The organism is Nonomuraea bangladeshensis (genome assembly GCF_039529455.1).
In the GTDB taxonomy this organism is placed as follows: domain Bacteria; phylum Actinomycetota; class Actinomycetes; order Streptosporangiales; family Streptosporangiaceae; genus Nonomuraea; species Nonomuraea bangladeshensis.
Genome location: NZ_BAAAMV010000006.1, coordinates 659,175 through 683,079, shown reverse-complemented (window position 1 = coordinate 683,079; position 23,905 = coordinate 659,175). Strand labels below are relative to the sequence as shown.

The window sequence follows — 23,905 nt, the reverse complement described above, 5'->3', positions numbered from 1 at the left end:
AAATGATCAGAAGACACGGGACGCGAGCCTAGCGCGGCACCGGTTTACGAGCCGGTCAATAAGATCGCTGCTGTTGCGACGCGACGGCGACGGGAGCCTGAATGAGCGACCCCGGCGGCTTCGGCCCCCTGACGATGGACGAGCGCGAGTCGATCGGCCCCTACCGGATCGTGGGACGGATGGGCGCGGGCGGCATGGGGGTCGTCTACGCGGGGGTCGCGGCCGACGGCGCCCGGGTCGCGGTCAAGGTCATCCATCCGGGGCTGGCGGCGGACCCGCAGTTCCTGGCCCGGTTCGTCCGTGAGGTGGAGCTGCTGTCGCGGGTGCGGGGGCGCTGCGTCGTCTCGGTGCTGGACGCCGACACCGGCGCGATGCCGCCCTGGCTGGCCACCGAGTTCGTTCCGGGGCCGACGCTCAGCACGTACGTCCAGCAGAACGCGCCGCTGCCTCCCGACAGGCTGCTCTCGTTCGGCGTGGACATCGCCGAGGCGCTCACCGACATCCACCGGGCCGGCATCGTGCACCGCGACCTCAAGCCCGGGAACGTCATCCTCGCCGACTCCGGCGCGAAGGTCCTGGACTTCGGCATCGCGCGGGCCCTCGACGAGAGCGGGCTCACGGGCACCGGCGCGCTGATCGGCACGCCCGGCTGGATCAGTCCCGAGCAGTACCGGGGCGACCAGGCGGACGCCGCCGCCGACGTCTTTGCGTGGGGTGCGCTCATGACGTACGCGGCCACCGGGCGCCCGCCCTTCGGCACCGGGGCTCCCGATGTCCTCGCTTATCGGGTCATGGGCGTCGATCCCGATTTATCCGGTGTGCCGAAGGAGGTCCGCGAGCTCGTACGGAGCGCCCTCGCCAAGGACCGCGCAGCCCGGCCGCCCGCCGAGGAGGTGCTCGCCCGGCTCACCGCGATCAGGTCGGGCACGGGCCCGACGCCCGTCACCCTGCCCCTGACGCGTACGAAGGTCCTGCCGCCCCCGGCGGTGCCCGCCAGGCGCAGGTTGATTCCGGGATGGGCGGCCGCGGCGGTGGCCGTCGCCGTCGTGGCGGCCGTGGCCGGAGGAGCGGCACTGGCGTCGAGCTCCGGACGAGGACTGCTGGAGGCGCTGCTGAGCCCGAGCGAACGTCCGACCGCGACAACGAAGACGTACGAGGAGACCCCGACCCCGGACACGAGCGACGAGACCAAGGACCAGCCCACGGACGACGCCACCACGGACGACCCCACAGATGAAGCCGAGGACGAGACGGCGACCCCGGAAGAGACGGCCACCCCGGAGAAGACGCGTCTCCCACGCAAGCAGCCGGCCTCCACAGCCCCCACCCCATGCGCGTCCGAGAGCTCCATCCTCCGTGAGGCCGCCGCGCTGAACGGCGGCAACCTCCCGTCGGACGCCGCCGTCGCGGCCCGGCTGTGCGTGGGGAACTGGGTGGCGGCCAGGATCGAATCTCCGAGCGTCGGCGGCATCGACCTGATCGCCACGCGCGACGCCACCCGCTTCCTGGACGGCGACATCGGCAGCAACCTCTGCTCGCGCGACTACGGCTCGAAGCTGGTGACGGCCGCGCCCGCCCGCATCACGTCGTTCCTCTGCCCCAACGGCGTCGACTGACCAAGGGGGGCGGGGCCGTTAGGGTCGCGGCATGGAGGACACGACCGAGCCCGTCACCGGCTCCCTGCACCACGTCGAGATCTGGGTGCCCGACCTGGACCGCGCGACCCGGAGCTGGGGCTGGCTGCTGACGGAGCTGGGGTACGAGGTGTTCCAGGAGTGGCCGGACGGCCGGAGCTGGCGGCTGGGGACGACGTACGTGGTGCTGGAGCGGTCGCCCGCGCTCACCGCGGGCAGCCACGACCGGCTGCGTCCCGGCCTGAACCACCTCGCCTTCCACGCGGGCGGCCGGGCCGAGGTGGACGCCCTGGCCGGGCGGGCCGCCGCCCACGGCTGGACGTTGCTCTTCCCCGAGCGTCACCCGTACGCCGGCGGCGAGCGCCACTACGCGGCCTATCTGGCGGACGAGGACGGCTACGAGGTGGAGCTGGTCGCGTACGGAAAAGGCTGAAGTGGGCCTCTCTCCCGTATATCCGGTGTGAGATTCTTCGGAACGGCTACCACGGGGGGCGTATTGACCAGGGTCACCTTTCTCGGCACCGGCAATTTCACCGGCATCGGCCGCTATTGGAATGGATTCGTGGTCGACGATCACATTCTGGTCGAGCCGTCGCCCACCGCGCTGCCCCACCTGCATCGCTGCGGGATCGACGTGGCCGGCCTCGACGTGGTGGCGATCTCGCACTTTCACGCCGACCACACGTTCGGCTGGCCTTTCCTGCTGCTCGAACTGCTGCACCGGCACGCCGCCACGCCGCTCCACGTGGTGGGGCCGCCGGGCGTCGAGCGGTTCCTGCGGACGATGATGGACGTCGCCGGCGTTCCCGGCATCCACGAGGAGGCGCACGAGAAGCTCGACCTCCGCTACGTCGAGGTGGACTGCTCGTGGCAGGTGGCGGGACCGGTGAAGTTCCGGGCCGTGGAGGTGGACCACGTGCCGCGTCTCGACTGCTACGGCTACGTCTTCGAACGGGACGGCGGGACCGTCGGCTACTCGGGTGACACGCGGCCGTGCGCGGGCCTCGACGCGCTCGCGGCGGCCAGCGACACGCTCATCCTGGAGTGCAACGGCCCGCACCACCCGGCGGCCGGGCACATGGAGGTCGCGCACGTGGAGGCGTTGCGCGAGCGCTTCCCCGCCCTGCCGTTCGTGCTGACCCACCTGGGGGCGGGGGTGGAGGCGGGGCACATCGAGCGCTGCCTGGTGCCGGACGACTTCCAGACGATTGAGATCTGACCGCCTGCGATCGCTGTTAGGGTCGTGCCCATTCTCTTGATCACCTAGAGCATCCCGTCATGCAGGGGGAGGGTCATGCGGACCACGAGCAAGATCGCCGTCGTCACTTCCATGCTCGTCGCCTCGGGCGCCGCTCCGGCGGCGGCGGCGAGCGCGCGGACGGCGCCCGCCTTCGTGGCCTATCACGACGTGAGCGCCGCCGAGAGCGCCAAGCAGGTACGCCGGCTCAAGGACCAGGGCTACCGCCCGCTGACCATGAACGTCTCCGACGGCGAACGGTACGCCGCCGTCTGGGTCAAGGGCGGCTCGTCACAGTGGAGCGTCCGGCAGGGCATGTCGGTCTCCGACTACCGGCAGCGCTTCGACGCCGCGCTGAAGGAGGGCGCCCAGCCGGTGTCGGTGTCGGCGACGGGCCCGGCGGGCTCGGCCGTGTTCGCGGCCGTCTTCGAGAAGAAGGCCGGCAAGGTCTACGCCCGCCACCACCTCACCGGGAGCGAGTTCGCCGCGGCCGACAAGTACGCCACCGGCAAGGGCCTCGCCCTGACCTCCGTGGACGCGTACGGCACCCCGGACGACGTCCGCTACGTGGCGGTCTGGGCCACGAACCCGGGCGGCGCTTCGTCCTTCACCCACGGCCTGAGCCGCGCCCGGCACGAGGCCGAGTTCCACGCGAGGAAGGACAAGGGCTTCCGTCCGGTCAAGGTCGCGGTCGCGCCCGACGGCACGTACGCGGCGGTGTGGCGCAAGGACGGGCTCAAGTCGTGGGCGCACTACATCGACATGAGCGCGTCGGGCTACCAGGCCCGGTTCGACCAGCTCAAGGAGCAGGGGTTCCGCCCGGTCCAGGTGAACGCCGAGAACGGCAGGTACGCCGCCGTATGGGAGTAGCGGTCACCGCACGCGGACGCGGACGTTCCCGGTGCCGCTGCGGGCGACGATGGCGGCCGGCGCCTTCGGGTCGTTCCTGACCTCGGAGTCGACGGAGCCGTCCTTGCTGCGGGCGGTCACCGCGTACGAGCCCTTCGGCACCGTCGCCGTCACCCGGCCGTCAGCGGACTCCAGGTCCAGATCGGCCGGGGCGGTGACGAAGGTGACGTCGATCGCGCCGTCCACGGTCCGGGCCCGCACCGCCGGAGAGGTCAGGCCGGTGGCGGTGATCGGGCCGTCGCTGCGCAGGCGCAGCCGGCCCGAGGCGGTGTCCACCTGGATGTGCTCGCGCGAGACCGCGTCCACGTCCTGCTTGAGCTCCTTGAGTATGACGCCGTCCGGAGCCTCGACGGTGACGTGGACGGCGGGCGGCACCTTGACGTGGTAGCGGGCGCCGCAGTCGCCGAAGATCATGCTGCAGTCCGCGCCGAGCCGCAGGACGCCGTCGCGCAGGGACCAGGTGGCGTTGCCCTCGCGGGCCGCCTTGCCGCGCACCCAGCGTTCCACCTGGACCGAGCCGGCCGTGCCGGGCAGGACGCGGACGCCGCCCAGCGAGGAGACGATCTTCAGCTCGGTGCCCGTCACGGGGAACGCGCGGGTGGCGCGGACGTCTTCGGCGTCGAGGCCGCCGCATCCGGCCGTGGTGAGGGCCGTCAGGGCCGCGACGGCGGTTGAGGCTGCGATCGCAGCGAGTCGCGTCATGGGATCGATCTTCGCGACAAGGGGCCCCGCCCTCATCGGCCATCTGACCGACCGCCATCGGCCAGATGGCCACGAACCCACCTGAGAGCTAAAGGGCCGCCAGGAGCGCCCGGACGTGCCGCAGCGGATCGGCGAGGTCCAGCGGCCGTACCACGACGGTGTCCGCCCCGGCCGCCGCCAGCCACTTGATCCGCTCGGCGGCCTCCTCGGCTGTCCCGGTCGCCATCACCACGTCCTCGGGCGCCACCCCCAGGAACCCGGCCTGCTCCTCGATCAGCCCGCGATCGACCGTGTAGCCGTCGCCGACCCCGAGGAAGGTGAACATCACCACCTCGTGCCCGTCCCCGGCCCCGATGGTCTTCCGCATGGCGGTGAGCTGCGCGGGCCCGACGCCTTCCGGCAGGATGGTGCCGTCCGCCACCCGCCCGGACAGCGCCAGCGACTTCGGCCCCTTCACCCCGGCCAGCAGCGGCGGGACGGTGGCGGGCGGGTGCACGAGCGAGACCCCGTCGAGCCGGACCTCCCGGCCCTCCAGCGTCACCGTCTCGCCCCGCAGCAGCGCCCGTACGCACGTGATCGTCTCCTCCAGCAGCGCCAGCGGCGACGCGGGGGCCGCCCCGGCCTGCCGCATCCATTCGCGTACGCCGTGCCCGATCCCGGCGGCGAGCCGCCCCGGGTGCAGTCGGGCGAGGTTGCCCAGCTCCATGGCCAGCAGCACCGGGTTGCGCAGGGGAGCGGGGGTGATGCCGATGCCGACGCGCAGGCGGGAGGTGACCGCCAGGGCGGTCGCGGCCGAGGTGAGGCCGCCCGCCCAGCCGAGGTCCTCGACCACCCACAGGTCGTCGGCGGAGCTGTCGTCCAGCTCCCTGGCGAACGGCACGAGCCGCTCGGGCGGCAGGCCCCGGTCGAACATCACGCCAAGTCTCACGGTTTCCTCCAGCAGTTGCGGGAACACCCGGCCGACAACCGAGTATCCAGCACGGGAGGAAAAGGGTCAGGCCGCCGTTCCGAGTGCCGTACGGGCCGCGTTCATCGAGTCCGTGGTCTCGAAGTGCCGGTCGAGGTTCGTGATCGTCAGCAGATGCTTGATCATGCCCGGGGCCAGCACCAGGATGAGCCGCCCGCGCAGGTGCTGGATGTGGTTGAGCGTGGCGACCAGGACGCCCAGGCCGACCGAGTCGCAGAACGGCACCTCGCTGAGATCGAGCACGAGGTTAGGGGGGTCGGCCTCGGCTATGGCCTGCTCCAGCTCGGCCTGCAGCCGGGGAGCGGCGGCCACGTCGAGATCGCCGACGACGTGCAGGACGGTGCAGGGGTCCTCTCGCCAGTATCTGACCACCATGACCAGCACCTGCCCGACACGCGAAAAGATATGCCTATTGCTTACATATGTTCTGCATTGCCGTTTTGGTGGTTGGTGTAACAGCGGGTTTCGGAGTGGCGTCGGACGAGGTCTTTTTCGCGATTTTCGGCTGGTCGCTGCCGACGATCACCTCGATGCCCTTCACGTCCGCCTTCTTCAGCTCCGCGCCGGGAACGGCGGCGGCCACCACGCGGGCGGCGGCCTCCTGCCCATCGGGATAGCGGATCAGGGTCCGCTTGTAGTCCTTCTTGTCGGTGTTGCCGGGCTCGTCGGGCACCTTGAAGCCGTACGCGACCAGCCCCTCCTTCGTCCGCGCCCCGAGCCCGGTGATCAGCGTGCCGTTCTTGACCTTGAGCGTGACGCTGCCCGGCGCGATCGCGGAGGGCTTGGCCGAGGGCGTGGCGGCGGCCGTCGGCGTGGGCTTGGTGACGTCCTGGTCGCTGTCGATCTTGGCGAACAGGTCCTTGGCGGCCGGCTTGTCCCACAGCACCGCCGACTCGCCCGTGGGGGCGCGGTAGTTCACGTCCGCCAGCGGCACGTCCACGAAGCGCACGTTCTGCAGCGAGACGTCGCGCATCTGCACGGCGAGGTCGACCAGGCCGTCGTCCGGGTCCACCTTGACCGTGCCCAGCGTGGAGTTGACGAACGAGGCCAGCTTGGCCGGGTTGCTCAGCGTCTCGGCGCTCAGCGCCCGGTTGAGCAGGGCCGAGATGACCTGCTGCTGGCGGTCGATGCGGTCGAGGTCGGAGCGGGCCGTGGCGCGGGTCCGGGCATACAGCAGGGCCTGCACGCCGTCGAGCTGGTGGGTGCCGGCGGCCAGATTGAGCGCGATCTTCTGGTCGGCGATCGGCACGGGCGTGCAGACGGTGACGCCGCCGAGCGAGTCGACCACGTCGATGAAGCCGAGGATGTTGACCTCGATGTAGCGGTTGATCCGCAGCCCGGTGGTCGCCTCGACGGTCTCCTTGGCCAGCTTCGGCCCGCCGAACTGGTAAGCCGAGTTGATCTTGTGCTCGCCCTTGCCGGGGATCGTCGTCCAGGTGTCACGCGGCAGGCTCACCACCGTGACCTGGCGGTGGTCCTCCGACAGGTGGATCACCATCATCGTGTCGGTGCGCTGGCCCACCTCGCGGCCCAGCTTGAGGCGGTTCTGCTGCTGCCGGGTGAGGTCGTCGCGCTTGTCCACGCCGACGAGCAGGATGTTCTCGGCGCCGCCGCGCGCCACGGACTCGCCGACGCCCGCGTCCACGGTGCCGATCTGGCGCGGGGTCGCCCACACGACGCCGGTCGTGACCAGCACGCAGGTGGACAGGAACCCGGCGATCAGCACGTTGCGCCGCCGCGCCTTCGCGCTGCGTCTGAACGGCCGGCGCGCACGGTTGGGCGTGAGCCTGACGCCCCCGTAGGCGTCGCCGCCCACGAGCACTCCGGCGTCCTCCTCCTCGCCCGGGTCGCGCATGCCCGTCCCCCCCAAGTCACCCCGGGATCGGGCTTTCGATTGCCCGACTCCCTCGCCGGTACAGTAGCGTGAGCCCCGCCATGAAGCAGTTCCCCGACTCGCCGCACGCGCCCGCGCACACGCGCGCCTGGCCCCCCATCTCCGTCATCATGCCGGTCCTCAACGAGGAGCGGCACCTTCGTGAGGCCGTCGACATGGTCCTCGCGCAGCACTACCCCGGTGACATCGAGGTCGTGCTCGCGGTGGGCCCGTCCCAGGACCGCACCCAGGAGGTCGCCGACGCCATCGCGGCGTCCGACCGCCGGGTCACCGTGGTGCCCAACCCCACCGGCCGCACCCCCAACGCGCTCAACGCCGCGATCGCCGCCTCCCGCAGCGGCATCGTCGCCAGGGTCGACGGGCACGCCATGCTGCCCCCCGACTACCTGCGCATCGCGGTCGAGACCCTGGCCGAGACCGGCGCCGACAACGTCGGCGGCGTCATGGCCGCGGAGGGGATCAGCCCGTTCGAGCAGGCCGTGGCCTGCGCGATGACCTCCAAGATCGGCGTGGGGGCCGCGGCCTTCCACGTCGGAGGCACCGCGGGCCCCGCCGACACCGTCTACCTCGGCGTCTTCCGCCGCTCGGCGCTCGACCGGGTGGGCGGCTACGACGAGCACTTCCAGCGCGCCCAGGACTGGGAGATGAACCACCGCATCCGCCAGAGCGGCGGCCTGGTGTGGTTCCAGCCGCGCATGCGGGTCTCCTACCGGCCGCGGCCCAACGTCAAGGCCCTCGCCAAGCAGTACTTCCACTACGGCCGCTGGCGGCGGGTGGTCGCGCGCACCCACGAGGGCACGATCAACCTGCGCTACCTCGCCCCGCCCGCCGCGGTGCTGGCGATGATCCTCGGGCTGGTCGTCTCGCCGTTCTTCCCGCTGGGGCTGGTCATCCCCGGCGGCTACGCCCTCGCGATCGTCGCCGGCTCGGCCGTGACCGGCAGCCACCTGCCGATGGCCGCCCGGGTGCGGCTCCCGCTGGTGTACGCCGCCATGCACTGCTCCTGGGGCTGGGGCTTCCTCACCAGCCCGCGCAAGCTGGCCAGGCCGCCCCGATCGTCATGACTCCGCGAAGACCCGCTCCACCGCCGCGTTGAAGCGGGTCAGCGCGTCCGGATACTCCGGCCCGAGCAGATAGCTCCTCAGCTTCACCCGCGCCCGGGCCAGGGTGTCCTCCCCGTCCAGGAACTCCGCGAGGCCGGCCAGGTCCTCGCCCAGCAGCACGCCCGCCTCGGTGCTCGGATAGCGCTCGTGGAAGGCGTGCTCGGGCAGCCCCGCGACATTCGTCACCGCGTACGGCTTCTCGCTGGCCAGGAAGTCGGCGACCACGCTGGAGATGTCGCTGATCAGCAGGTCGCACTGGTTGAAGCAGGCGTACAGGTGCGGCTCGGGGCCGGTGACGACGAGGTGCCTGACGTACGTGGCCGGCGCCTCGGCCCGCGAGGGGTGCCGGGCCTTCGACTTGGCCAGCTCCGCCTTCTCGATCATGGCGGCGATCCTCCGGTGCGCCCGCAGGGCCGCCTTGTCGCGGTGCCCGGTCAGCGGGTGCGGCTTGTAGATCACCCGCAGCGGCGGATCGTGCTCCAGCAGCGCCCGCACGATGCGCGGGCCCATCGTCATCAGCGAGGTGTGGAACAGGTCGTCGTTCCAGCCCTCCCAGGTGGGCGCGTACAGCACGGTCCGGTACGGCAGGCCGGGCCCCTCCGTCGAGATGCCCTGCAACTGGGGCCGGCCGACCTCGTGGACGCACTCGTCACGGACGCCGACCTTGGCCTTCCTGTAGCGGTCGCGCCCGGCGGGACCGGCCACCCACACCTCGTCGTAGACCCGGGAGAACGGGTTGAACGAGGCCTCCTTGTCGCTGTCGCCGTGGTTGAGGAAGGCGCTGCGCAGCGTCGGGATGCGCAGCATGTGGACGTTGCGGCCGACGTTCGAGACGTACAGGCAGAGCTTGGCGCTGGACAGCGCGCGGAAGCTCATCAGGTCGGCCGACGACGGGATGCACACCATCGGCAGCGACGACGGCTCCAGGTGCCTCGCCATGCCGCGCTCGCGCAGCACCACGATGGCCCGCCGGTCGATGCGCTCCAGCACGGGCAGCCACATGCGGGCCTGGTAGGCGGCGGCCGTCGCGCCGGAGAAGTACAGGATGACCTCGGGGCGGTAGGCGGCCACCTGCGCCCCGACGACCTCCAGCACGCGGACCCGGTCGGTGAGCGGGCGGGTGCGGCGCACGTACGGGAGGAGCGCGAGCACGCCGGCCGCGCCGAGGGCGAGCGCCAGGGCCGCGCCGCAGCAGGCCGCGACCGCGCCCCAGACGGCCCCGAGCACCGGCAGCGCGTCCAGGTAGAGGAAGCGCAGGCCACGCGGGTCGCCCAGCCAGCCCGGCGGCAGCTTGGGTATGCGCAGCGCCGACACGTCGAGGTTGCGGGTGGTGACCGGCATCCGGGCGAGCGTCTGCCTGAGCCGCAGCGCCAGCCCCGTGTGCAGGGCCCGCATCCCGTGGACGCCGAACATCGAGACCGCGAGCGCCACGAACCACGCCGAATCGGGCCCGGCCGCCCGCGCCACCAGCAGCAGCGCCGCCGTCTCGCGGGCCGCGAAGCGCACCGTGACGCCCAGGTGCGCCTGGCCGAGCAGTTCCAGCGGGCGGCGGGCCAGGCGTGGCGTGGCGTACTCGGCGGCGTAGGACACGAGGGCCGCCGCCCCGAACACCAGCGGAGCCGGCCAGAGCGCCGCCGCCAGCAGGACGGGGTAGGAGGCCAGCAGCGCCGCGATCACGATGAGTCTCCTCATGTGATTGCACGGTAACAAGGTCCGGGTCAAGCGCCGTCCACGTACCCGTCTGTCGCGTGCCCTGATAGCGGCGGATTGGGCCCTTATGCCGCTGCTACGCCTCTGCGGCCAGTTTGAACAGCAGCTCGGCGATCCGCAGGTCGGCGGGATGGGTGACCTTGATGTTGCGCTCGCTGCCCGCCACCAGGTGGATCGGCACCTCCGGCAGGTAGCGCAGCACCACGCCGCAGTCGTCGGTCGCCGGGCGGTCGGCGAACTCCGGATCGGCGAACGCCCGCTCGTACGCCTCCCTGATCACCGACAGCTTGAAGCACTGCGGCGTCTGGCTGCGCCGCAGCACCGCGCGGTCCAGCATCTCGCCGACGACCTCGCCATCCCCCGCCGGCGCGGCCACGAAGACCGTGTCGGAGCTCGGGATCGCCACGTTGACGGCTTTGTGGGTGCGAAGGGCCCGGACGCACTCCGAGATGATCCGGGGCTCCAGGAGCGGCCGTACGGCGTCGTGCAGCAGCACGTCGCACTCCTCGGTGCCGAGCGCCCGCAACGCCCGCCACGTGCTCTCTGGGCGGCTCGCGCCGCCCTCCACGACCTGGGAGACCTTGCGGTAGCCGCCGCGCTCCACGATCTCCGCCACCCGGTCGGTGTAGCCGGGCGTCATCAGCACCACGATCTCGTCGATGTCCGGCGCGGACTCGAAGACCGCCAGCGAGTGCTCGAGAATCGTCCTGCCCGCCACCTCGACGAGCTGCTTGGGCAGGGCCAGGCCCACCCGCTGCCCCACGCCGCCCGCCAGGAGCACGCCAACCGACCGCGAATCCATAACGCGAGCGTAGGGCAGGTCCGGCGGGAACCGGGACGTGCCGGTAACGGTCCTGTTCCGTGATATCGCGTTCACCGGTCGCTACGCTGAGGCTACGCACCCCCCTTAAAGTCCACGCACCTCCGCCCGACCGGTAGGAGACCTGCGCTTTGCCCGACTCGCTGACCGCGCACGACCACCCGAGGCACGACCATCCGGCCACGGCGGCCGTCGTCCTCGCCACCACGCCGGCGAGCAGGCTCTCCTGCTCCGACGGCACGCTGCTCGACCGCCTCGGCACGCAGCTCGACCTCCTGCCCGTCCGCGACGTGCAGGTGCTGTCGCCCGGGGGCGGCCTCGCGGCCGACCTCAGAGGCGTCGCGAAGATCGCCAGGACGGCCGTGAGCGCGGTCGCCCTGGTGCCCGCCGACCTCGTGGCCCACACCGAGGCCCTGGCGCTGCTGCTGGACCAGCCGGCGCCCGGCACCGGCGCGCTGGTCGCGCTCGACGCGGCCGCGGGCCCGCTCCGGCCGCCGGTCCGGGTCGAGGGCGGCACGGTCGTGGCGGCCGGCAGCTCGTTCCACATCGTGCCCGAGGCCAACGCCACCTTCCGCGGCCTGCTCCAGACCGCCGCGCCCGACCTCGGCACGCTCGCCGAGGTCGCCGAGGAGCTGGCCGAGCTGGCCGACACCGGCAAGCTCGGCCCGGTCACCCCCGTCGAGACCGTCGACCTGCTGCTGGTCGGGCTCGTACGCAGCGGCGTGAAGGTCCGCGCCGCCCCGCTCGGGCCGCTGCACGCCGACCGGGTCACCGGGCAGCACGCGGCCGACGTGGCCGTCGAGCGGCTGGCCGACGTGGACGAGGACCGCGTCCGGCTCGACACCTCGGTCAAGGACGACGACGGCTTCTTCGCCACGTTCCTCGTCTCCACCTGGACCCGCCACCTGATCAAGCCGGCCGCCCGGCTGAAGCTCACCCCCAACACGGTGACCGGCATCTCGATCGGGCTGGCGGTGCTCGCGGCGGTGTGGTTCTCGGCCGGCACGCCGGGCGGGCTCCTGCTGGGGGCGGTGCTGTTCTACCTGTCGTTCGGGCTCGACTGCCTCGACGGGCAGCTCGCCCGCTACACCCGTACGTTCTCGCCGCTCGGGGCGTGGGTGGACGGCATGGCCGACCGGCTGAAGGAATACCTCGTCTACGCCGGGCTGGCCCTCGGCGTCCCCGGCCCCGGCATCTGGCGGCTGGCCGTGGCCGCGATGATCCTCCAGGTCGTCCGTCACGCCCTGACCCACTCCTTCGCCGGCGCGACGGCGGACGCGGCCGGGCCCGGCGCGCCCTGGGCCCGCCCGGCGCGGCCCCTGCGCGAGTCGGCCGACGCCGCCTCGCCCCGGGGGCTGCTCGCGCTCGCCCGGCGGGTCGAGCGGATGCCGGTCGTGCGCTGGCTCAAGCGGATGATCGTGCTGCCCATCGGCGAGCGGACCGCGCTGATCTGCGTCACCGCCGCGGGGTGGGGGGCGCGTACGACGTTCGTGACGCTGCTGGCCTGGGGCGGGGTGGCGATGACGTACCAGCTGCTCGGACGGATGGCGAGGTCGGCGCGATGAGTGACCTGAGAGGGCGCCAGGGAGGCAGGCCCGTGCACATGGCGCCGGTGCCGAGGAGCGCCGTCGTCGCGCAGCGCGACGACGGGCCGCTCTCGCGCGCGATGGGCCTGCTGGTGGCCGGTCAGCTCCCGCCGCTGCCGCCGGTGCTGGCCGGCACGTTCGTCACCGGCGTGCTGCTGCTGCTCGGCGTGGCCGGCACCGACGGGCTCGCGGTCTTCGCGCCCGCCGTCACGCTGCTGCTGGCCGGGCCGGGCAGCACGCACCCGCACGACGGCCGCTTCGACTGGCTGGTGCCGCCGATCCTGCGGCTGATCGAGTACACCTTCGTGGCAGCCGTCGGGTTCGCCCACGGGCTGCACCCGCTGCTGATCATGGTGCTGCTCGGCGCGCTCGCCTTCCATCATTACGATCTGGTCTACCGCCTGCGGCAGCGGGTCCACCCGCCCTCGTGGCTGGCCACGGCCGGGCTCGGCTGGGACGGCCGGATGATGGTCGTCTCCCTGGTCGCGCTCATGGGGCCGCTGACCGCCGGCTACACGCTGCTGGCGCTCTACCTGTGGGGGCTGTTCGGCTGGGAGAGCCTCACCCGCTGGCTCGCCGTGCCCTCCGTACGGGTGGAGGCGACCGATGCGCGAACGCAAGACTGACTCCGGATTACCCGCGGAGGGCCCAAAGGCAACTAACCTTTGGCCCACACGTAGTCATGCTCGACTGAGGAGTGCACGTTGCTGGGAATGGTGCTGGCCGCTGGGGCCGGACGACGCCTGCGGCCTTACACCGACACGCTGCCCAAGGCGCTCGTGCCGGTCGACGGCGAAACCACGATCATGGACATCTCGCTGCGCAACCTCGCCGAGGTGGGCCTGCGGGACATCGTGATCGTCGTCGGCTACGCGGCGCAGGCCGTGCACGAGCGCAAGGCCGCCTTCGAGGAGAAGTACGGCGTCAAGCTCACCCTGGTGCACAACGACAAGGCCGAGGAGTGGAACAACGCCTACTCCCTGTGGTGCGCCCGCGACTACTTCGCGCAGGGCGCGCTGCTGGTCAACGGCGACACCGTGCACCCGGTCTCGGTCGAGAAGACGCTGCTGGCCGCCCCCGAGACCAGCGACATCCTGCTCGCCGTCGACAACGTCAAGAAGCTCGCCGACGAGGAGATGAAGGTGATCCTCGACGAGGGCGGCTCGCTGCGGCGCATCACCAAGCTGATGGACCCGGCCGAGGCGTACGGCGAGTACATCGGCGCCACCCTGATCCGCCCCGCCGCCGCCGAGCGGCTGGCCGACGCGCTCAAGGCCACCTTCGAGCGCGACCCGCAGCTCTACTACGAGGACGGCTACCAGGAGATGGTCGAGCGCGGCGAGACCATCCACGCCGCGCCCATCGGCGAGGTCGACTGGGTCGAGGTGGACAACCACGACGACCTGGCCAAGGCCCGCACCATCGCCGTGCGCTACTGAGGAGGCGGGCATGCCGCTTCTGGCGAGGATGTTGCCGGCGCCGCTGACCATGCAGGTCAGGCGGGGCGCCGTGGCGGAGCTCGGCGCTCTGCTGGCCGACAGCAGGGTGGCGACCTCCGGCCGGGTCGCCGTCGCCGTCGGCCCGGGGCAGGGCGACCACATCGAGAGCCTGATCTCCCCGCAGCTCGACGAGGCCGAGGTGTTCCGGGTGTCCGACGGGACGGTCGACGCGGCCGTCTCGCTCGGGGCCGACCTGCGCAAGAGCGCCTTCGAGGTCGTGGTCGGCGTGGGCGGCGGCAAGACCATCGACGCCACCAAGTACGCCGCCTCGCTGGCCGGCATCCCGATGGTCGCCGTGGCCACCAACCTCTCCCACGACGGCATCTGCTCGCCCACCGCCTCCCTCGTCTACGAGGGCGGCAAGGGCTCGTTCGGCGTGCCGATGCCGCTCGCCATCCTGGTCGACCTCGACTTCGTGCACGCCGCGCCCCCCACGCTGGTCCGGGCAGGGGTGGGCGACGTGGTGAGCAACCTGTCGGCGATCGAGGACTGGCAGCTCGGCAACGTCGAGCGCGGCGAGCCCATCGACGGCCTGGCCTGCTCGATGGCCCGCACCGCCGCCGAGGCGCTGGTCGGCCGCCAGGACGGCATCGAGTCCGACGCGTTCCTGACCGTGCTGGCCGAGTCCCTGATCCTGTCGGGCATGTCCATGGTCATCGCCGGGTCGTCGCGGCCCGCGAGCGGCGGCGATCATGAGATCCTGCATGCCGTGGATCAGCTCTTCCCCGGCACCTCCAACCACGGCGAGCTCGCCGGCATCGGCTCCGCCTTCTGCTTCTTCCTCCGCGAGGACGAGGCACGGGCCAGGCAGGTCGCCGACTGCCTGCGCCGGCACGAGCTGCCGGTGGTGCCGGGCGACATCGGGCTGAGCGTCGAGCAGTTCGCCGAGGCCGTGGCGCTGGCTCCGTCCACCCGTCCCGGCCGCTACACGATCCTGGAGCACCTCCGCATGCAGGACAACGAGATCCGTGAGCGGGTGGCGGACTATGTCCGGACCTTCGGTAGCTGAGCTGCGGCGGGTCGCCCAGCCCGCCGGTCATCTGGAGCGCAGGAACGGCGAGCACTGGGCCGGCGTGCTCTACATGCGCCGCCTGTCCATCTACGTCACCTGGCTCATGGCGCGCACCCGGGTCACGCCCAACCAGCTCACCTGGGTGATGACGGTGGCCGGGGTGCTGGCCGGGTTCGTGATCGCGCTGCCCGGGCTCTGGGCGGCCGTGGCCGCCGCCCTGCTCATCCAGGTCTACCTGCTGCTCGACTGCTCCGACGGCGAGCTGGCCCGCTGGACCGGCCGCACCTCGCTGACCGGCGTCTACCTCGACCGGGTGGGGGCCTACTTCGCCGAGGCGGCCGTGCTGGCCGGGCTGGGCTGGCGGGCCTCGGCCGTGCTGCCCGACTGGTACACCGTGCTGGGGGTGGCCGCCGCGCTCGGCGCCATCCTCATCAAGGCCGAGACCGACCTGGTCGAGGTGGCGCGGGCCAAGGGCGGCCTGCCTGCGGCGGGGGAGTCGGGCGCGGTGCAGTTCCGCTCCGGGCTGCTCGGGCTGGGGCGGCGCATCCTGTCGGCCACGAAGTTCCACCGCATCGTGCAGCCGATCGAGCTGTCGCTGCTGGCCCTCGCGACGGCCGTGATCGACGCGGTGCGGGGCGACCTCGCGGCGACCAGGGTGCTGCTGGTGGCCTGCTTCGTCGCGGCCTGCCTACAAGTCGTCCTGCATTTGGTCAGCATCCTGGCGTCGCGGCGGCTGGCGTGATCCGATGTCGGAACCGGAGCGGCCGCTCGTCCGTCGTATTGATCGGACGTCGTCGGTTCGGTGGGGGTTCACCCTCGGTTCCGATACGCTTAGCTCACCCTAGATTCAGGACCATGCGACCAGACTCGGTGATCATGAAAGAATGCTCCGCCCGTGTTCTCAACGCGTCAGGACAGTGATTCGTTGAAGATCTCGTGCGTCATCCTCACCATGGGCAACCGGGTCGCGGAGCTGAACCGGGCGGTCGAGTCCGCGCTCAACCAGATCGACGGCGACGTCGAGGTGGTGATCGTGGGCAATGGCGCCGACGTGCCCGCGGTGTCGGCGACGCCACCCGAAGGGTCGTCCGCGGTCGTCAAATCGATCCGGCTCGACCGTAACACCGGCATCCCCGCCGGCCGCAACCGCGGCGTGGAGGAGTGCTCCGGCGACGTCGTGCTGTTCCTCGACGACGACGGCTGGTACGCCGATCAGAAGGTCGTCGCCCACGTACGCGACCGCTTCGCCACCGAGCCCGACCTCGCGGTGATCTCCTTCCGGGTGATGGACCCCGACGGCGGCATCGGCCAGCGGCGCCACGTCCCGAGGCTGCGGGCCGGCGATCCGCAGCGCTCCTCGCCCGTCACCACGTTCCTCGGCGGCGCCTCGGCCATCAGGCGCTCGGCGTTCCTCCAGGTGGGCGGCCTGCCCGAGCGGTTCTTCTACGCCCACGAGGAAACCGACCTGGCCTGGCGGCTGCTCGGCGAGGGCTACCGCATCGAGTACGACGCCGAGACGGTGATGTACCACCCCCAGGTGCCGCCCACCCGGCACGCCGAGTTCTACCGGCTCAACGCCCGCAACCGGGTCTGGCTGGCGCGGCGCAACCTGCCCTGGCCGCTGGCGGTGCTCTACCTGACCAACTGGGTCGTGCTCACGCTCATCCGCGAGCGCCGCTCGCCGACCGCGATCAAGGCGTGGTTCCGCGGCTTCGGCGAAGGGCTGCGCACGCCCGCCGGCGAGCGGCGGCCGATGGCGTGGCGCACGGCGTGGCGCATGGTCAAGCTGGGCCGCCCGCCGATCGTCTGAGCCTCTGCGTCTCTCAGGCGGGTGACGCCTCGCCGAAGGTCATCTGCGCCCGCGCGACCGTCGTGCTGAACAGCGCCCGCTTGGGCAGCCCCAGCTCGCTCAGCTCCTTGGCGATGGGGTGGTTGCCCAGGCGGATCAGCGCCCCGCCCGGCCGCACCCGCGCGCCGCGGGCCCGTACGGACCACGGCACCCGCCGGGTGACCCCGTCGCGGTGGGTGTAGGCGTCCATGGGCGTCACCGCGGTCGCCCCCGGCACCGGGACGCCGGGCTTGATCAGCAGGTCGAGCACGAGCCGGCCGTCCTTGCGCAGCACACACCGCTTGTACGGCGACCCGAGCCGCAACTCGATGTCCGCCAGCTCCTTCGGGAACCCCCACAGCGTGCGCCCGGCCTCCAGCGTGAACCCCTGGTCCACCGGCAGCCAGTGCACGAACACCCCCGCCCTCAGCACCTCGCCAGGCCCAGGAGAGCCCGCCATGCCCGGCGGCCGGACCAGGAACGCCATGCCGAACTCGTGGTAGGCGTCGAGGTCGCCGTCGCGGTAGTCGACGAACACCAGCACGCAGACGGCCTTGCCGGGCAGCGCCTCGGCCACGTCGAGGCCGGAGTAGGCGATCACCGCCCGCGCGGCGTCGGCACGGACCGGGTAGACGGCACTGCACACCTGCGCGTCCCGCACCCGCACGGGGAACTCGACCGTCCGGCCCTGGATCAGTTGCGATGCCATGGCTTCAGTACATCAACCGCCACGCCGGGCCGCCATGCCCGCCGCGCCCCTGATGCCTACCCCGGACGTGAGGACGCGGGCGGCGCCGAGGCCCGCCCACGACTCGGCGTGACGCACGAAGGCCGCCGCGTGGTCGGGCCAGTGGTGGCGCAGCCGGGCCTCGGCGTGCCCGCGCGCCCCCAGCTCGGCCCGGCGGGCCGGGTCCTCCTTGAGGTCGAGCACGGCGTTCAGCACGGCGTCCACGTCCCGGGGCACGATCAGGCCGCACCCGGCGGACTCCACAGGGGCCGCGCCCTGGGGAGTGGTGACCACCGGGAGGCCGCGGCCCATGTAGTCGAGGATCTTCGTCGGCAGCCACGGCACCGTCTCGTCCGCCAGCGACAGGCCGGCGAGCGCGCCCTCGGCCATGCGCAGGGCGTGGCGGAGCGGCACGTAGCCGTACCAGTCGAGCAGGCCGACCCGCTGGGCGTCGCGCAGCAGCGGGCGCACACCGGGCTCGGCCGGGCCGATGAGGTCGAGCCGGACCCCGTACGGGGCCAGGCGCTCGGCCAGGGCGATCAGCTCCGTCACGCCGCGGTCGGCGGCGAGGCGGCCGAGGTGCACGATCCTGGCGTCGCCGGGCGGCGGCGGCTCGGCGGCGACGAACGTGGCCTCCGGCACCTCCGCCGAGGTGACGATCCGGTGCCGCCGCTCCGCGCGGGCGAGGCGGCGGGGCGTGACCCGCTCGCGTACGTCCCAGACGACCGGTGGGCGCCGGTGCGGCAGCGCCCGCAGCAGCCGGTGCTCGTGGACGACGAGCAGGTCCGCGTCCCTGAGCGCGCGCCTGAGCGCGGCGTGGGCCTTCCGGAGCGAGGCGCGGCGGGGCACGTCCACCGGCGTCAGCCCGGCCGCCGGGGTCACGTTGTGGTAGGTGAACGGCGCGACGTAGGTCACCTCGTGGCCCGCGTCGAGCAGCGCCCGGATCTGCCGGTGCATGATCCGGGCGTCCTCGGGATGATGGACGGTGGTGGCGACACATGCGCGCATGTGTCGATGCTCCGCGCCCACACGGTCACGGGCGTGAACTCGGGTGGAACGCTCGCCTAACTTCCGGCGCTCAGCTTCGCCGACGGCCGCCGGTAGAGCCAGGTCAGGCGTGGCTCCAGCACCCACTTGAAGAGGGTCCTGGTCTCCGGCAGGCACAGGATGATCGCCAGCGCGAAGCAACTGGACGCGATGGCCAGCACCCCCAGCGGCCCGAACAGCCACGGGAACTCCAGCCAGCCCATCTCCTTGGCGATCAGCACAGGGACGCCGTGCAGCAGGTAGCAGTAGAGCGTGCGGGTGCCGAGGTCGGAGAACCACGTCTCGCCCCGCGGCACCAGCGCCAGCACGGCGAAGCACATCGCCAGCGCGCAGATCAGCAGCGCCGTGCGCAGGCCGATGCCCATGTACCAGGACAGGTTGAGGTCGGCGTAGCTGTTCTTGTAGTAGAACGGGCCGAGCTTGGTGTGGGGGGCCACGAGGATCGCCACGGCGGCCGCGCCGAGGATCGTGAACACCGACACGATCTTGATCCAGCGCCGGTTGAGCATCTCGAAGTGCTCGGGCTGCATGACCAGGCCGATGACGAAGAACGGCATCAGGCCGAAGAAGCGGTCCATGCTGAAGTCACCGGAGATCTGGGAGAACCCGGCGAACAGGTAGATGGCGATCGCCACCGGCACCGGGTACTTCATGCGCTTCCACACCGGTGTGGACAGGCGCCAGAACAGCAGCGCCAGCAGATACCAGTTGAGCCAGGCCGGGTCGATGATGGTCAGGCTCCACTTGCTGCCCAGCGCGGTGCGGAGCGCGGCATAGCCGACCTCGACGATGACGTACGGGACCAGGAACGTGTCGACCAGCTTGTTGGTCTTGGCGTTGGAGTTCCAGAAGTTTCTGGACAGGTAGCCGCTGATCAGCACGAACAGCGGCATGTGGAAGGTGTAGATGAAGATGTAGAGCGCCCGCGAGCTGTCGGCGGCGAGCGTGGGCACCAGGGAGTGGCCCACGACCACGAGCGCGATCAGGACGAACTTGACGTTGTCGAGGAACGGGTCGCGGCGGCGACGCGGCGGCTCGGCCTCGGGCCGCGCCTCGGCCTCCGCGCCCTCACCGGGCCCGGTCTGCGCGGTGGCCCCGGTGGCGGTGGCGGTGGCAGCCCCGGTGGCGGTCCCGGCGGCGGGCCCGTCCGGACGGGCGTTCCCGGCGCCCGGCGGCGGGCCTGGACGCCCGGCAGGAGCGCCCGGGACACCCGGCGCACCCGCGTAGCCGGCCGGCCCGGCAGGGGCGGCAGGGGCGGCGGGCCGCTGGAAAGCGGAGCCAGGCCCCCGAGGAGCGGGATCGCGCGGCGGAGTGCCTTGGTGAGCGGGAGCGCCGGGGGCCCGGTTGGGCGGCCCCGCGTGCGAGCCCGGTCCCTGTGGTCCCGGTCCTTGCGCGGCCGGCCTCTGCGGGGCCGGTCCCTGCGGGCCTGATCCCTGTGCGGCTGGCCTCTGCGGGGCGGGTCCCTGCGGGGCGGGTCCCTGCGGGCCGGATCCCTGTGCGGCCGGTCCCTGCGGGCCTGATCCCTGTGTGGCCGGTCCCTGCGGGCGCGGTCCCTGGGGGCCTGCGACGCCGGGGTCGGTGCGGTCGCTCCAGATCGACTCCTCCGGCAGCGGCCACCGCGCGCCCGTCTGGGCGGGGCCGCCTTCCTCGCCCGGAGCCGCCTGGCCCCCGGGAGTCGTGGCCGGTCGGGAGAATCTGGTGTCAGACACGGGGGAAGTCGCTCAGCTTCGCTAGGGGCCGGGGAGCACGGCGCCAACGAGACGTGATGATCCGGTAACGATCCGGTGTCGCGCTGCGTCGCCGACCCGCAACACATTATCCCGCCCGTACGGTTCCTGTCTCCGACAGCCGTCCAGAATGCCGGGTTACACAGCGAATTTGGAGCCTCAGGTGCAGACGTTCTTCTGGTCGGCGGCGGTGATGGTGCTGTTCTTCACACTGTCCGGCAGCTTGGTGACCTTGACCGAGTCGAAGTCCTCGCCCACCACGAGCTGGATGACCGGCGCGCCCTTCGGCGCGGCCCCCGCGGCGGCGGTCGTGGACGTGTACGCCGACGGGTTGGTCACCTTGACCCGCCCCGACGCCGCCGTCGGCTTGGGCAGCACCGCGCCCGCCAGCGTGCCGGCGTAGTCGGGGGCCGTCTCGGCAGTCTTGGCGTAGTGGACCTCGGTCTTGGTCAGGCCGACGCCGCCCGGCGCCTCGTAGTTGCCGAGGCCGACGACGGTGAAGCCCTGCTCGGCGAGCTGGTCGGCGACCTCGCGAGCCTTGCCGACGGTCTTGGTGCCGTTGAGCACCTGCACCTTGACCTGCTCCGGCTTGATCGTGACCTTCGGCTTGCCGGTGCCCGCGCCGGCCGACGGGGCCGGGGTGGCGACCTCGGTGTCGGTCTTGATCGAGGTGAACAGCTTGGTGGCGTCGGGTTCCTTCCACACCACGCGGTTCTCGTCCTCCGGGTCGGGGACCCACGGGATGGTGGTGAACTGCACGCCGCCCGCCGTGAGCTGCTTGGCGCTCGTCGCGATCTCGATGAGCTGCTCGGGGTCGTTGGCGAGCTCGGGGTCCATGGTGACCGAGCCGGCCGCGGCGGAGATGAAGTCCCTGAGCTTGCCGACGTCGGTGAGCAGCTCGCTGCTGGTGGCCTTGGCGACGACCTTGCTGAGGAAGATCTGCTGGCGGCGGATGCGCTGGATGTCGCTGCCGTCGCCGTACTTGCGCAGGCGCACGTAGCCGAGCGCCTTCTCGCCGTCGAGCCGGCTCTTGCCGGCGGGCAGGACGAGCTTGCTGGCCTTGTCGTTGACGGCGGTCCTCAGGCAGATCTCGATGCCGCCGAGCGCGTCCACGATGTTCTTGAAGCCGCTGAAGTCGACCTCGACGAAGTGGTTGACGCGGATGCCGGTGAGGGTCTCGATGGTGGAGATGGTGCAGGCGACGCCGCCCGAGTTGTACGCCGAGTTGATCATGTCACGGCGCGGCGCCATCTCCTGCTTGGTGGTCTCGTTCTTGCACTTGGGGATCTGCACCATGGAGTCGCGCGGGAAGCTGATCAGCCGGGCCTTGTCGCGGTTGGGCGAGATGTGCATGAGGATGATCGTGTCGGTGCGTTTGCCGCCCGCGTCGGCCAGCCGGGCGGTCTGCTGGCCGTACCTCGCGTTGCCCGCGCCCGCCCGCGTGTCGGAGCCGACGAGCAGCACGTTGAGCGCGCCGGTGTCCGGGGGCCGGGGGTTGATGATGTCGTCCTTGACGCTCTTCTGGGTGATGTTGCCGAAGGCGTCGCGGAACGTCGCGTAGGCGGTCAGCGAGCCCGCCACCATGACCGTGGTGACGCCGATGCTGACCCAGGCCAGCACCCGCATCTTGCCGCCTCCGCCACCGCCACCGCCGCCGCGCCGTCCGCGCGGCGGCTCGTCGCCGGGCGGAGGGGGAGGGGGCGGTGGCACGGGGCTCGCGCCGCCGCCGGCGGCGGCCCTGCGGGCCATCCTGCTGCCTGGCTGGGTGGGCGCCGAGCGGTAGCCCTGCTGCGCGGTGTCGACTACCGGCGCGATCCTGTAGTCACTCATACGCCCCCTGGCCTCGTTCCTCGCGCCCGTGCGCCGGCTTGGTCCTGCCGCGCCATGAGATTAGGTGACGTTCCGAGTGTCCGGTGCGACGACCGCCGGAAAGTACCGTGACCTGGGCGTGATGTTTCCGCGGAGAAGCATACTCAGGACCGGACATAAGGGGGAATATTATCGCCGAACTCTTTGCCGCCCTCCGCGTTTGACCGCAGGTCAGGGCGGATGCTGAGGGCCGCGGCCAGGCACGCCAGGGGGACGGCCGGCAGCACGTACCGGTAGTCGAACTCCGCCGCCGCGGCCGGTGTGATCAACAGCACGATCGCCGTGGACCAAGGCAGCGCCCAGTACGCGCCCCCGGGGAGCCGTCCCCCCGAACGCCTGCGCCTGAGCGCCGCGACCGGGGGCACCAGGAGGGCAGCCAGGAGCACCGGGCCGGGCAGTCGCGCCATGCTCTGGTAGGCCCGCAGCCATCCCGCGTAGGGCTCGACGATCTCCGTGCCGATCGCGCCCTGCTCGTAGCGCTGGGCGAACTCCGCGCCCCGCTGCGCGGGATAGCGGCCGGGCGGTCCCGGCGGCGTGACCGGGAACTCGTAGTAGGCGTAGATCTCCTGGTCGGGGTAGACCGGCCGGTCCCAGCGGAACGTACGGGCCAGCTCGCCCAGGACCGAGGCGGCGTAGTCGAGCGGCTGGGTGAGGATCGCCCGCGCCGCGAAGCGGGCGGCGAGGTCGTCGGTCTCCTTGGTGAAGGTGATGCCCGGCAACTGCACGATCGGGGCGTCCTTGGCCCAGATGTACTCCTGCGAGGGCGGGCGCTGCTCCGGCGGGCGCGGGTCGCACAGGACCTTCAGGTCGGCGGGCGGGTCCATCCTGGCGCAGTCGGCGAACGACATCGTGCGGGCGTACAGGAAGACGCCGTTCGCGCCGACCAGGCCCACCCGCTGGTACGTGACGTAGAACCAGGCCCCGTACGCGACCACCGGCACCAGGGCCGCCGCCAGCAGCGCCCCGGTGGGCCGGAACCGCCGCCGCAGCAGGAACCAGGCCGCGAACACCACGATGAGCGGCTGTCCCACGGTCCTCGTCAGGGTGGCGGCGGCGAGCAGCAGGCCGATGGCGACGGCCGCGCCCGTACGGCGGGTGGCGCCCAGCGCCACGGCGGACACCACCAGGAACATGAACAGCGTGTCCGACACCAGCAGGTGCTCCAGCTCGACCTGGTAGGCGTCGAGCAGCACCGGCACCGTGGCGAGCGTCGCCGCCCAGCGCGGCGCCCGCCGGGCCACCCGGTAGATCAGCACGCCGGCGGCCAGGCCCATCAGGTGCTGGACCGCCGCCACGGCGGCGAAGGAGTGCAGCGGCTCCAGCAGCTTGATGAACATCGAGTAGCCGGCCGGGCGGACCAGGTCGGGACGCGGGTGGAAGACGGTGACGACGTAGGTGTAGGTGTCGGGGAACCACAGGGCCGGGCGATAGCCCAGCATGGCGAGGGCGCGGAGCAGCGTGCCGAGCGCGAGCACCACCAGGAACCACCGGTGCCGCCGGGCCAGGGACCTCAGATCGCGCGGCACGCGCCGCCGCCCCCGTCCCCGCCCCTGTTCCCGCGCCGCCGGCCCGTCCGCGCGAACCTCCTCCGTCACGCGCACGTCCTCCCGATCCAGTTCCGGCACGTGCCGTAC

At 72.0% G+C, this 23,905-nt stretch carries 22 protein-coding genes; 11 read left to right on the top strand and 11 right to left on the bottom strand.

From position 1 onward, the window contains the following. Positions 1 to 101: 101 nt before the first annotated feature. The 4 genes from ABD292_RS22605 to ABD292_RS22590 all read left to right on the top strand — a co-directional run bounded on the left by ABD292_RS22605 (position 102) and on the right by ABD292_RS22590 (position 3,741). Positions 102 to 1,616, top strand: coding sequence for a serine/threonine-protein kinase (locus tag ABD292_RS22605; RefSeq protein WP_344210309.1), 1,515 nt, complete (start codon positions 102 to 104; stop codon positions 1,614 to 1,616). Positions 1,617 to 1,647: 31 nt separating this feature from the next. Next, complete coding sequence (locus tag ABD292_RS22600; RefSeq protein WP_344210307.1) at positions 1,648 to 2,067, top strand: VOC family protein; 420 nt, start codon at positions 1,648 to 1,650, stop codon at positions 2,065 to 2,067. A gap of 63 nt (positions 2,068 to 2,130) precedes the next feature. Next, positions 2,131 to 2,853: an MBL fold metallo-hydrolase gene (locus ABD292_RS22595; RefSeq protein WP_344210305.1), complete on the top strand. Its 723-nt coding sequence runs from the start codon at positions 2,131 to 2,133 to the stop codon at positions 2,851 to 2,853. 75 nt (positions 2,854 to 2,928) lie between these two features. After that, positions 2,929 to 3,741, top strand: a complete 813-nt coding sequence (locus ABD292_RS22590) for a hypothetical protein (RefSeq protein WP_344210303.1) — start codon at positions 2,929 to 2,931, stop codon at positions 3,739 to 3,741. Between the two features lie 3 nt (positions 3,742 to 3,744). Here the strand turns inward: ABD292_RS22590 and ABD292_RS22585 are convergent, their stop codons facing one another. The 4 genes from ABD292_RS22585 to ABD292_RS22570 all read right to left on the bottom strand — a co-directional run bounded on the left by ABD292_RS22585 (position 3,745) and on the right by ABD292_RS22570 (position 7,304). Continuing rightward, a complete protein-coding gene (locus tag ABD292_RS22585) occupies positions 3,745 to 4,482 on the bottom strand; it encodes a DUF4097 family beta strand repeat-containing protein (protein ID WP_344210302.1) in 738 nt (245 codons plus the stop codon). A gap of 88 nt (positions 4,483 to 4,570) precedes the next feature. After that, positions 4,571 to 5,410 (bottom strand): LLM class flavin-dependent oxidoreductase, encoded by an 840-nt coding sequence (locus ABD292_RS22580; RefSeq protein ID WP_344210301.1) that lies wholly within the window; start codon positions 5,408 to 5,410, stop codon positions 4,571 to 4,573. Between the two features lie 66 nt (positions 5,411 to 5,476). Further along, on the bottom strand, positions 5,477 to 5,824 hold the full coding sequence (locus ABD292_RS22575) for an STAS domain-containing protein (protein ID WP_344210299.1): 348 nt from the start codon (positions 5,822 to 5,824) through the stop codon (positions 5,477 to 5,479). Positions 5,825 to 5,858: 34 nt separating this feature from the next. Then, complete coding sequence (locus ABD292_RS22570) at positions 5,859 to 7,304, bottom strand: LCP family protein (protein ID WP_344210297.1); 1,446 nt, start codon at positions 7,302 to 7,304, stop codon at positions 5,859 to 5,861. Positions 7,305 to 7,384: 80 nt separating this feature from the next. Between ABD292_RS22570 and ABD292_RS22565 the strand changes: the two genes are divergently transcribed. Beyond that, positions 7,385 to 8,407, top strand: a complete 1,023-nt coding sequence (locus ABD292_RS22565) for a glycosyltransferase family 2 protein (protein ID WP_344210295.1) — start codon at positions 7,385 to 7,387, stop codon at positions 8,405 to 8,407. Here the strand turns inward: ABD292_RS22565 and ABD292_RS22560 are convergent. Together ABD292_RS22560 and ABD292_RS22555 are read right to left on the bottom strand one after the other, a co-directional pair. After that, positions 8,402 to 10,138: a CDP-glycerol glycerophosphotransferase family protein gene (locus tag ABD292_RS22560; protein ID WP_344210293.1), complete on the bottom strand. Its 1,737-nt coding sequence runs from the start codon at positions 10,136 to 10,138 to the stop codon at positions 8,402 to 8,404. The genes ABD292_RS22565 and ABD292_RS22560 overlap by 6 nt on opposite strands. Positions 10,139 to 10,232: 94 nt before the next feature. Next, the gene (locus ABD292_RS22555; protein ID WP_344210291.1) at positions 10,233 to 10,958 is read right to left on the bottom strand and encodes an IspD/TarI family cytidylyltransferase; all 726 of its coding nucleotides are present in this window, start codon (positions 10,956 to 10,958) and stop codon (positions 10,233 to 10,235) included. A 149-nt stretch (positions 10,959 to 11,107) separates the two neighbouring features. Here ABD292_RS22555 and ABD292_RS22550 point away from each other — a divergent pair, with 149 nt between their 5' ends. From ABD292_RS22550 to ABD292_RS22525, 6 genes are all read left to right on the top strand, one after another. Further along, on the top strand, positions 11,108 to 12,541 hold the full coding sequence (locus ABD292_RS22550) for a CDP-alcohol phosphatidyltransferase family protein (protein ID WP_344210289.1): 1,434 nt from the start codon (positions 11,108 to 11,110) through the stop codon (positions 12,539 to 12,541). Positions 12,542 to 12,579: 38 nt separating this feature from the next. After that, positions 12,580 to 13,188, top strand: a complete 609-nt coding sequence (locus tag ABD292_RS22545; RefSeq protein WP_344210472.1) for a DUF5941 domain-containing protein — start codon at positions 12,580 to 12,582, stop codon at positions 13,186 to 13,188. 78 nt (positions 13,189 to 13,266) lie between these two features. Next, positions 13,267 to 14,001 carry a phosphocholine cytidylyltransferase family protein gene (locus ABD292_RS22540; protein ID WP_344210287.1) on the top strand — a complete coding sequence of 245 codons (735 nt, stop codon included), beginning with the start codon at positions 13,267 to 13,269 and terminating at the stop codon, positions 13,999 to 14,001. 28 nt (positions 14,002 to 14,029) lie between these two features. Continuing rightward, a complete protein-coding gene (locus ABD292_RS22535) occupies positions 14,030 to 15,070 on the top strand; it encodes an iron-containing alcohol dehydrogenase family protein (protein ID WP_344210470.1) in 1,041 nt (346 codons plus the stop codon). Beyond that, positions 15,048 to 15,815 carry a CDP-alcohol phosphatidyltransferase family protein gene (locus ABD292_RS22530; RefSeq protein ID WP_329584760.1) on the top strand — a complete coding sequence of 256 codons (768 nt, stop codon included), beginning with the start codon at positions 15,048 to 15,050 and terminating at the stop codon, positions 15,813 to 15,815. The genes ABD292_RS22535 and ABD292_RS22530 overlap by 23 nt, the downstream gene beginning before the upstream one ends. 183 nt (positions 15,816 to 15,998) lie before the next feature. After that, a complete protein-coding gene (locus ABD292_RS22525; RefSeq protein ID WP_329584757.1) occupies positions 15,999 to 16,883 on the top strand; it encodes a glycosyltransferase family 2 protein in 885 nt (294 codons plus the stop codon). A 13-nt stretch (positions 16,884 to 16,896) separates the two neighbouring features. On the opposite strand, the gene ABD292_RS22520 is transcribed toward ABD292_RS22525, so the two are convergent. From ABD292_RS22520 to ABD292_RS22500, 5 genes are all read right to left on the bottom strand, one after another. After that, positions 16,897 to 17,610: an acetoacetate decarboxylase family protein gene (locus ABD292_RS22520; protein WP_344210284.1), complete on the bottom strand. Its 714-nt coding sequence runs from the start codon at positions 17,608 to 17,610 to the stop codon at positions 16,897 to 16,899. Positions 17,611 to 17,622: 12 nt separating this feature from the next. Next, positions 17,623 to 18,636: a glycosyltransferase gene (locus ABD292_RS22515; RefSeq protein WP_344210282.1), complete on the bottom strand. Its 1,014-nt coding sequence runs from the start codon at positions 18,634 to 18,636 to the stop codon at positions 17,623 to 17,625. A gap of 56 nt (positions 18,637 to 18,692) precedes the next feature. Continuing rightward, positions 18,693 to 20,384 (bottom strand): acyltransferase family protein, encoded by a 1,692-nt coding sequence (locus ABD292_RS22510; RefSeq protein WP_344210280.1) that lies wholly within the window; start codon positions 20,382 to 20,384, stop codon positions 18,693 to 18,695. 177 nt (positions 20,385 to 20,561) lie between these two features. Next, a complete protein-coding gene (locus tag ABD292_RS22505) occupies positions 20,562 to 22,232 on the bottom strand; it encodes an LCP family protein (protein WP_344210278.1) in 1,671 nt (556 codons plus the stop codon). A gap of 143 nt (positions 22,233 to 22,375) precedes the next feature. Next, on the bottom strand, positions 22,376 to 23,896 hold the full coding sequence (locus ABD292_RS22500; RefSeq protein ID WP_344210276.1) for an ArnT family glycosyltransferase: 1,521 nt from the start codon (positions 23,894 to 23,896) through the stop codon (positions 22,376 to 22,378). Positions 23,897 to 23,905 lie beyond the last annotated feature (9 nt).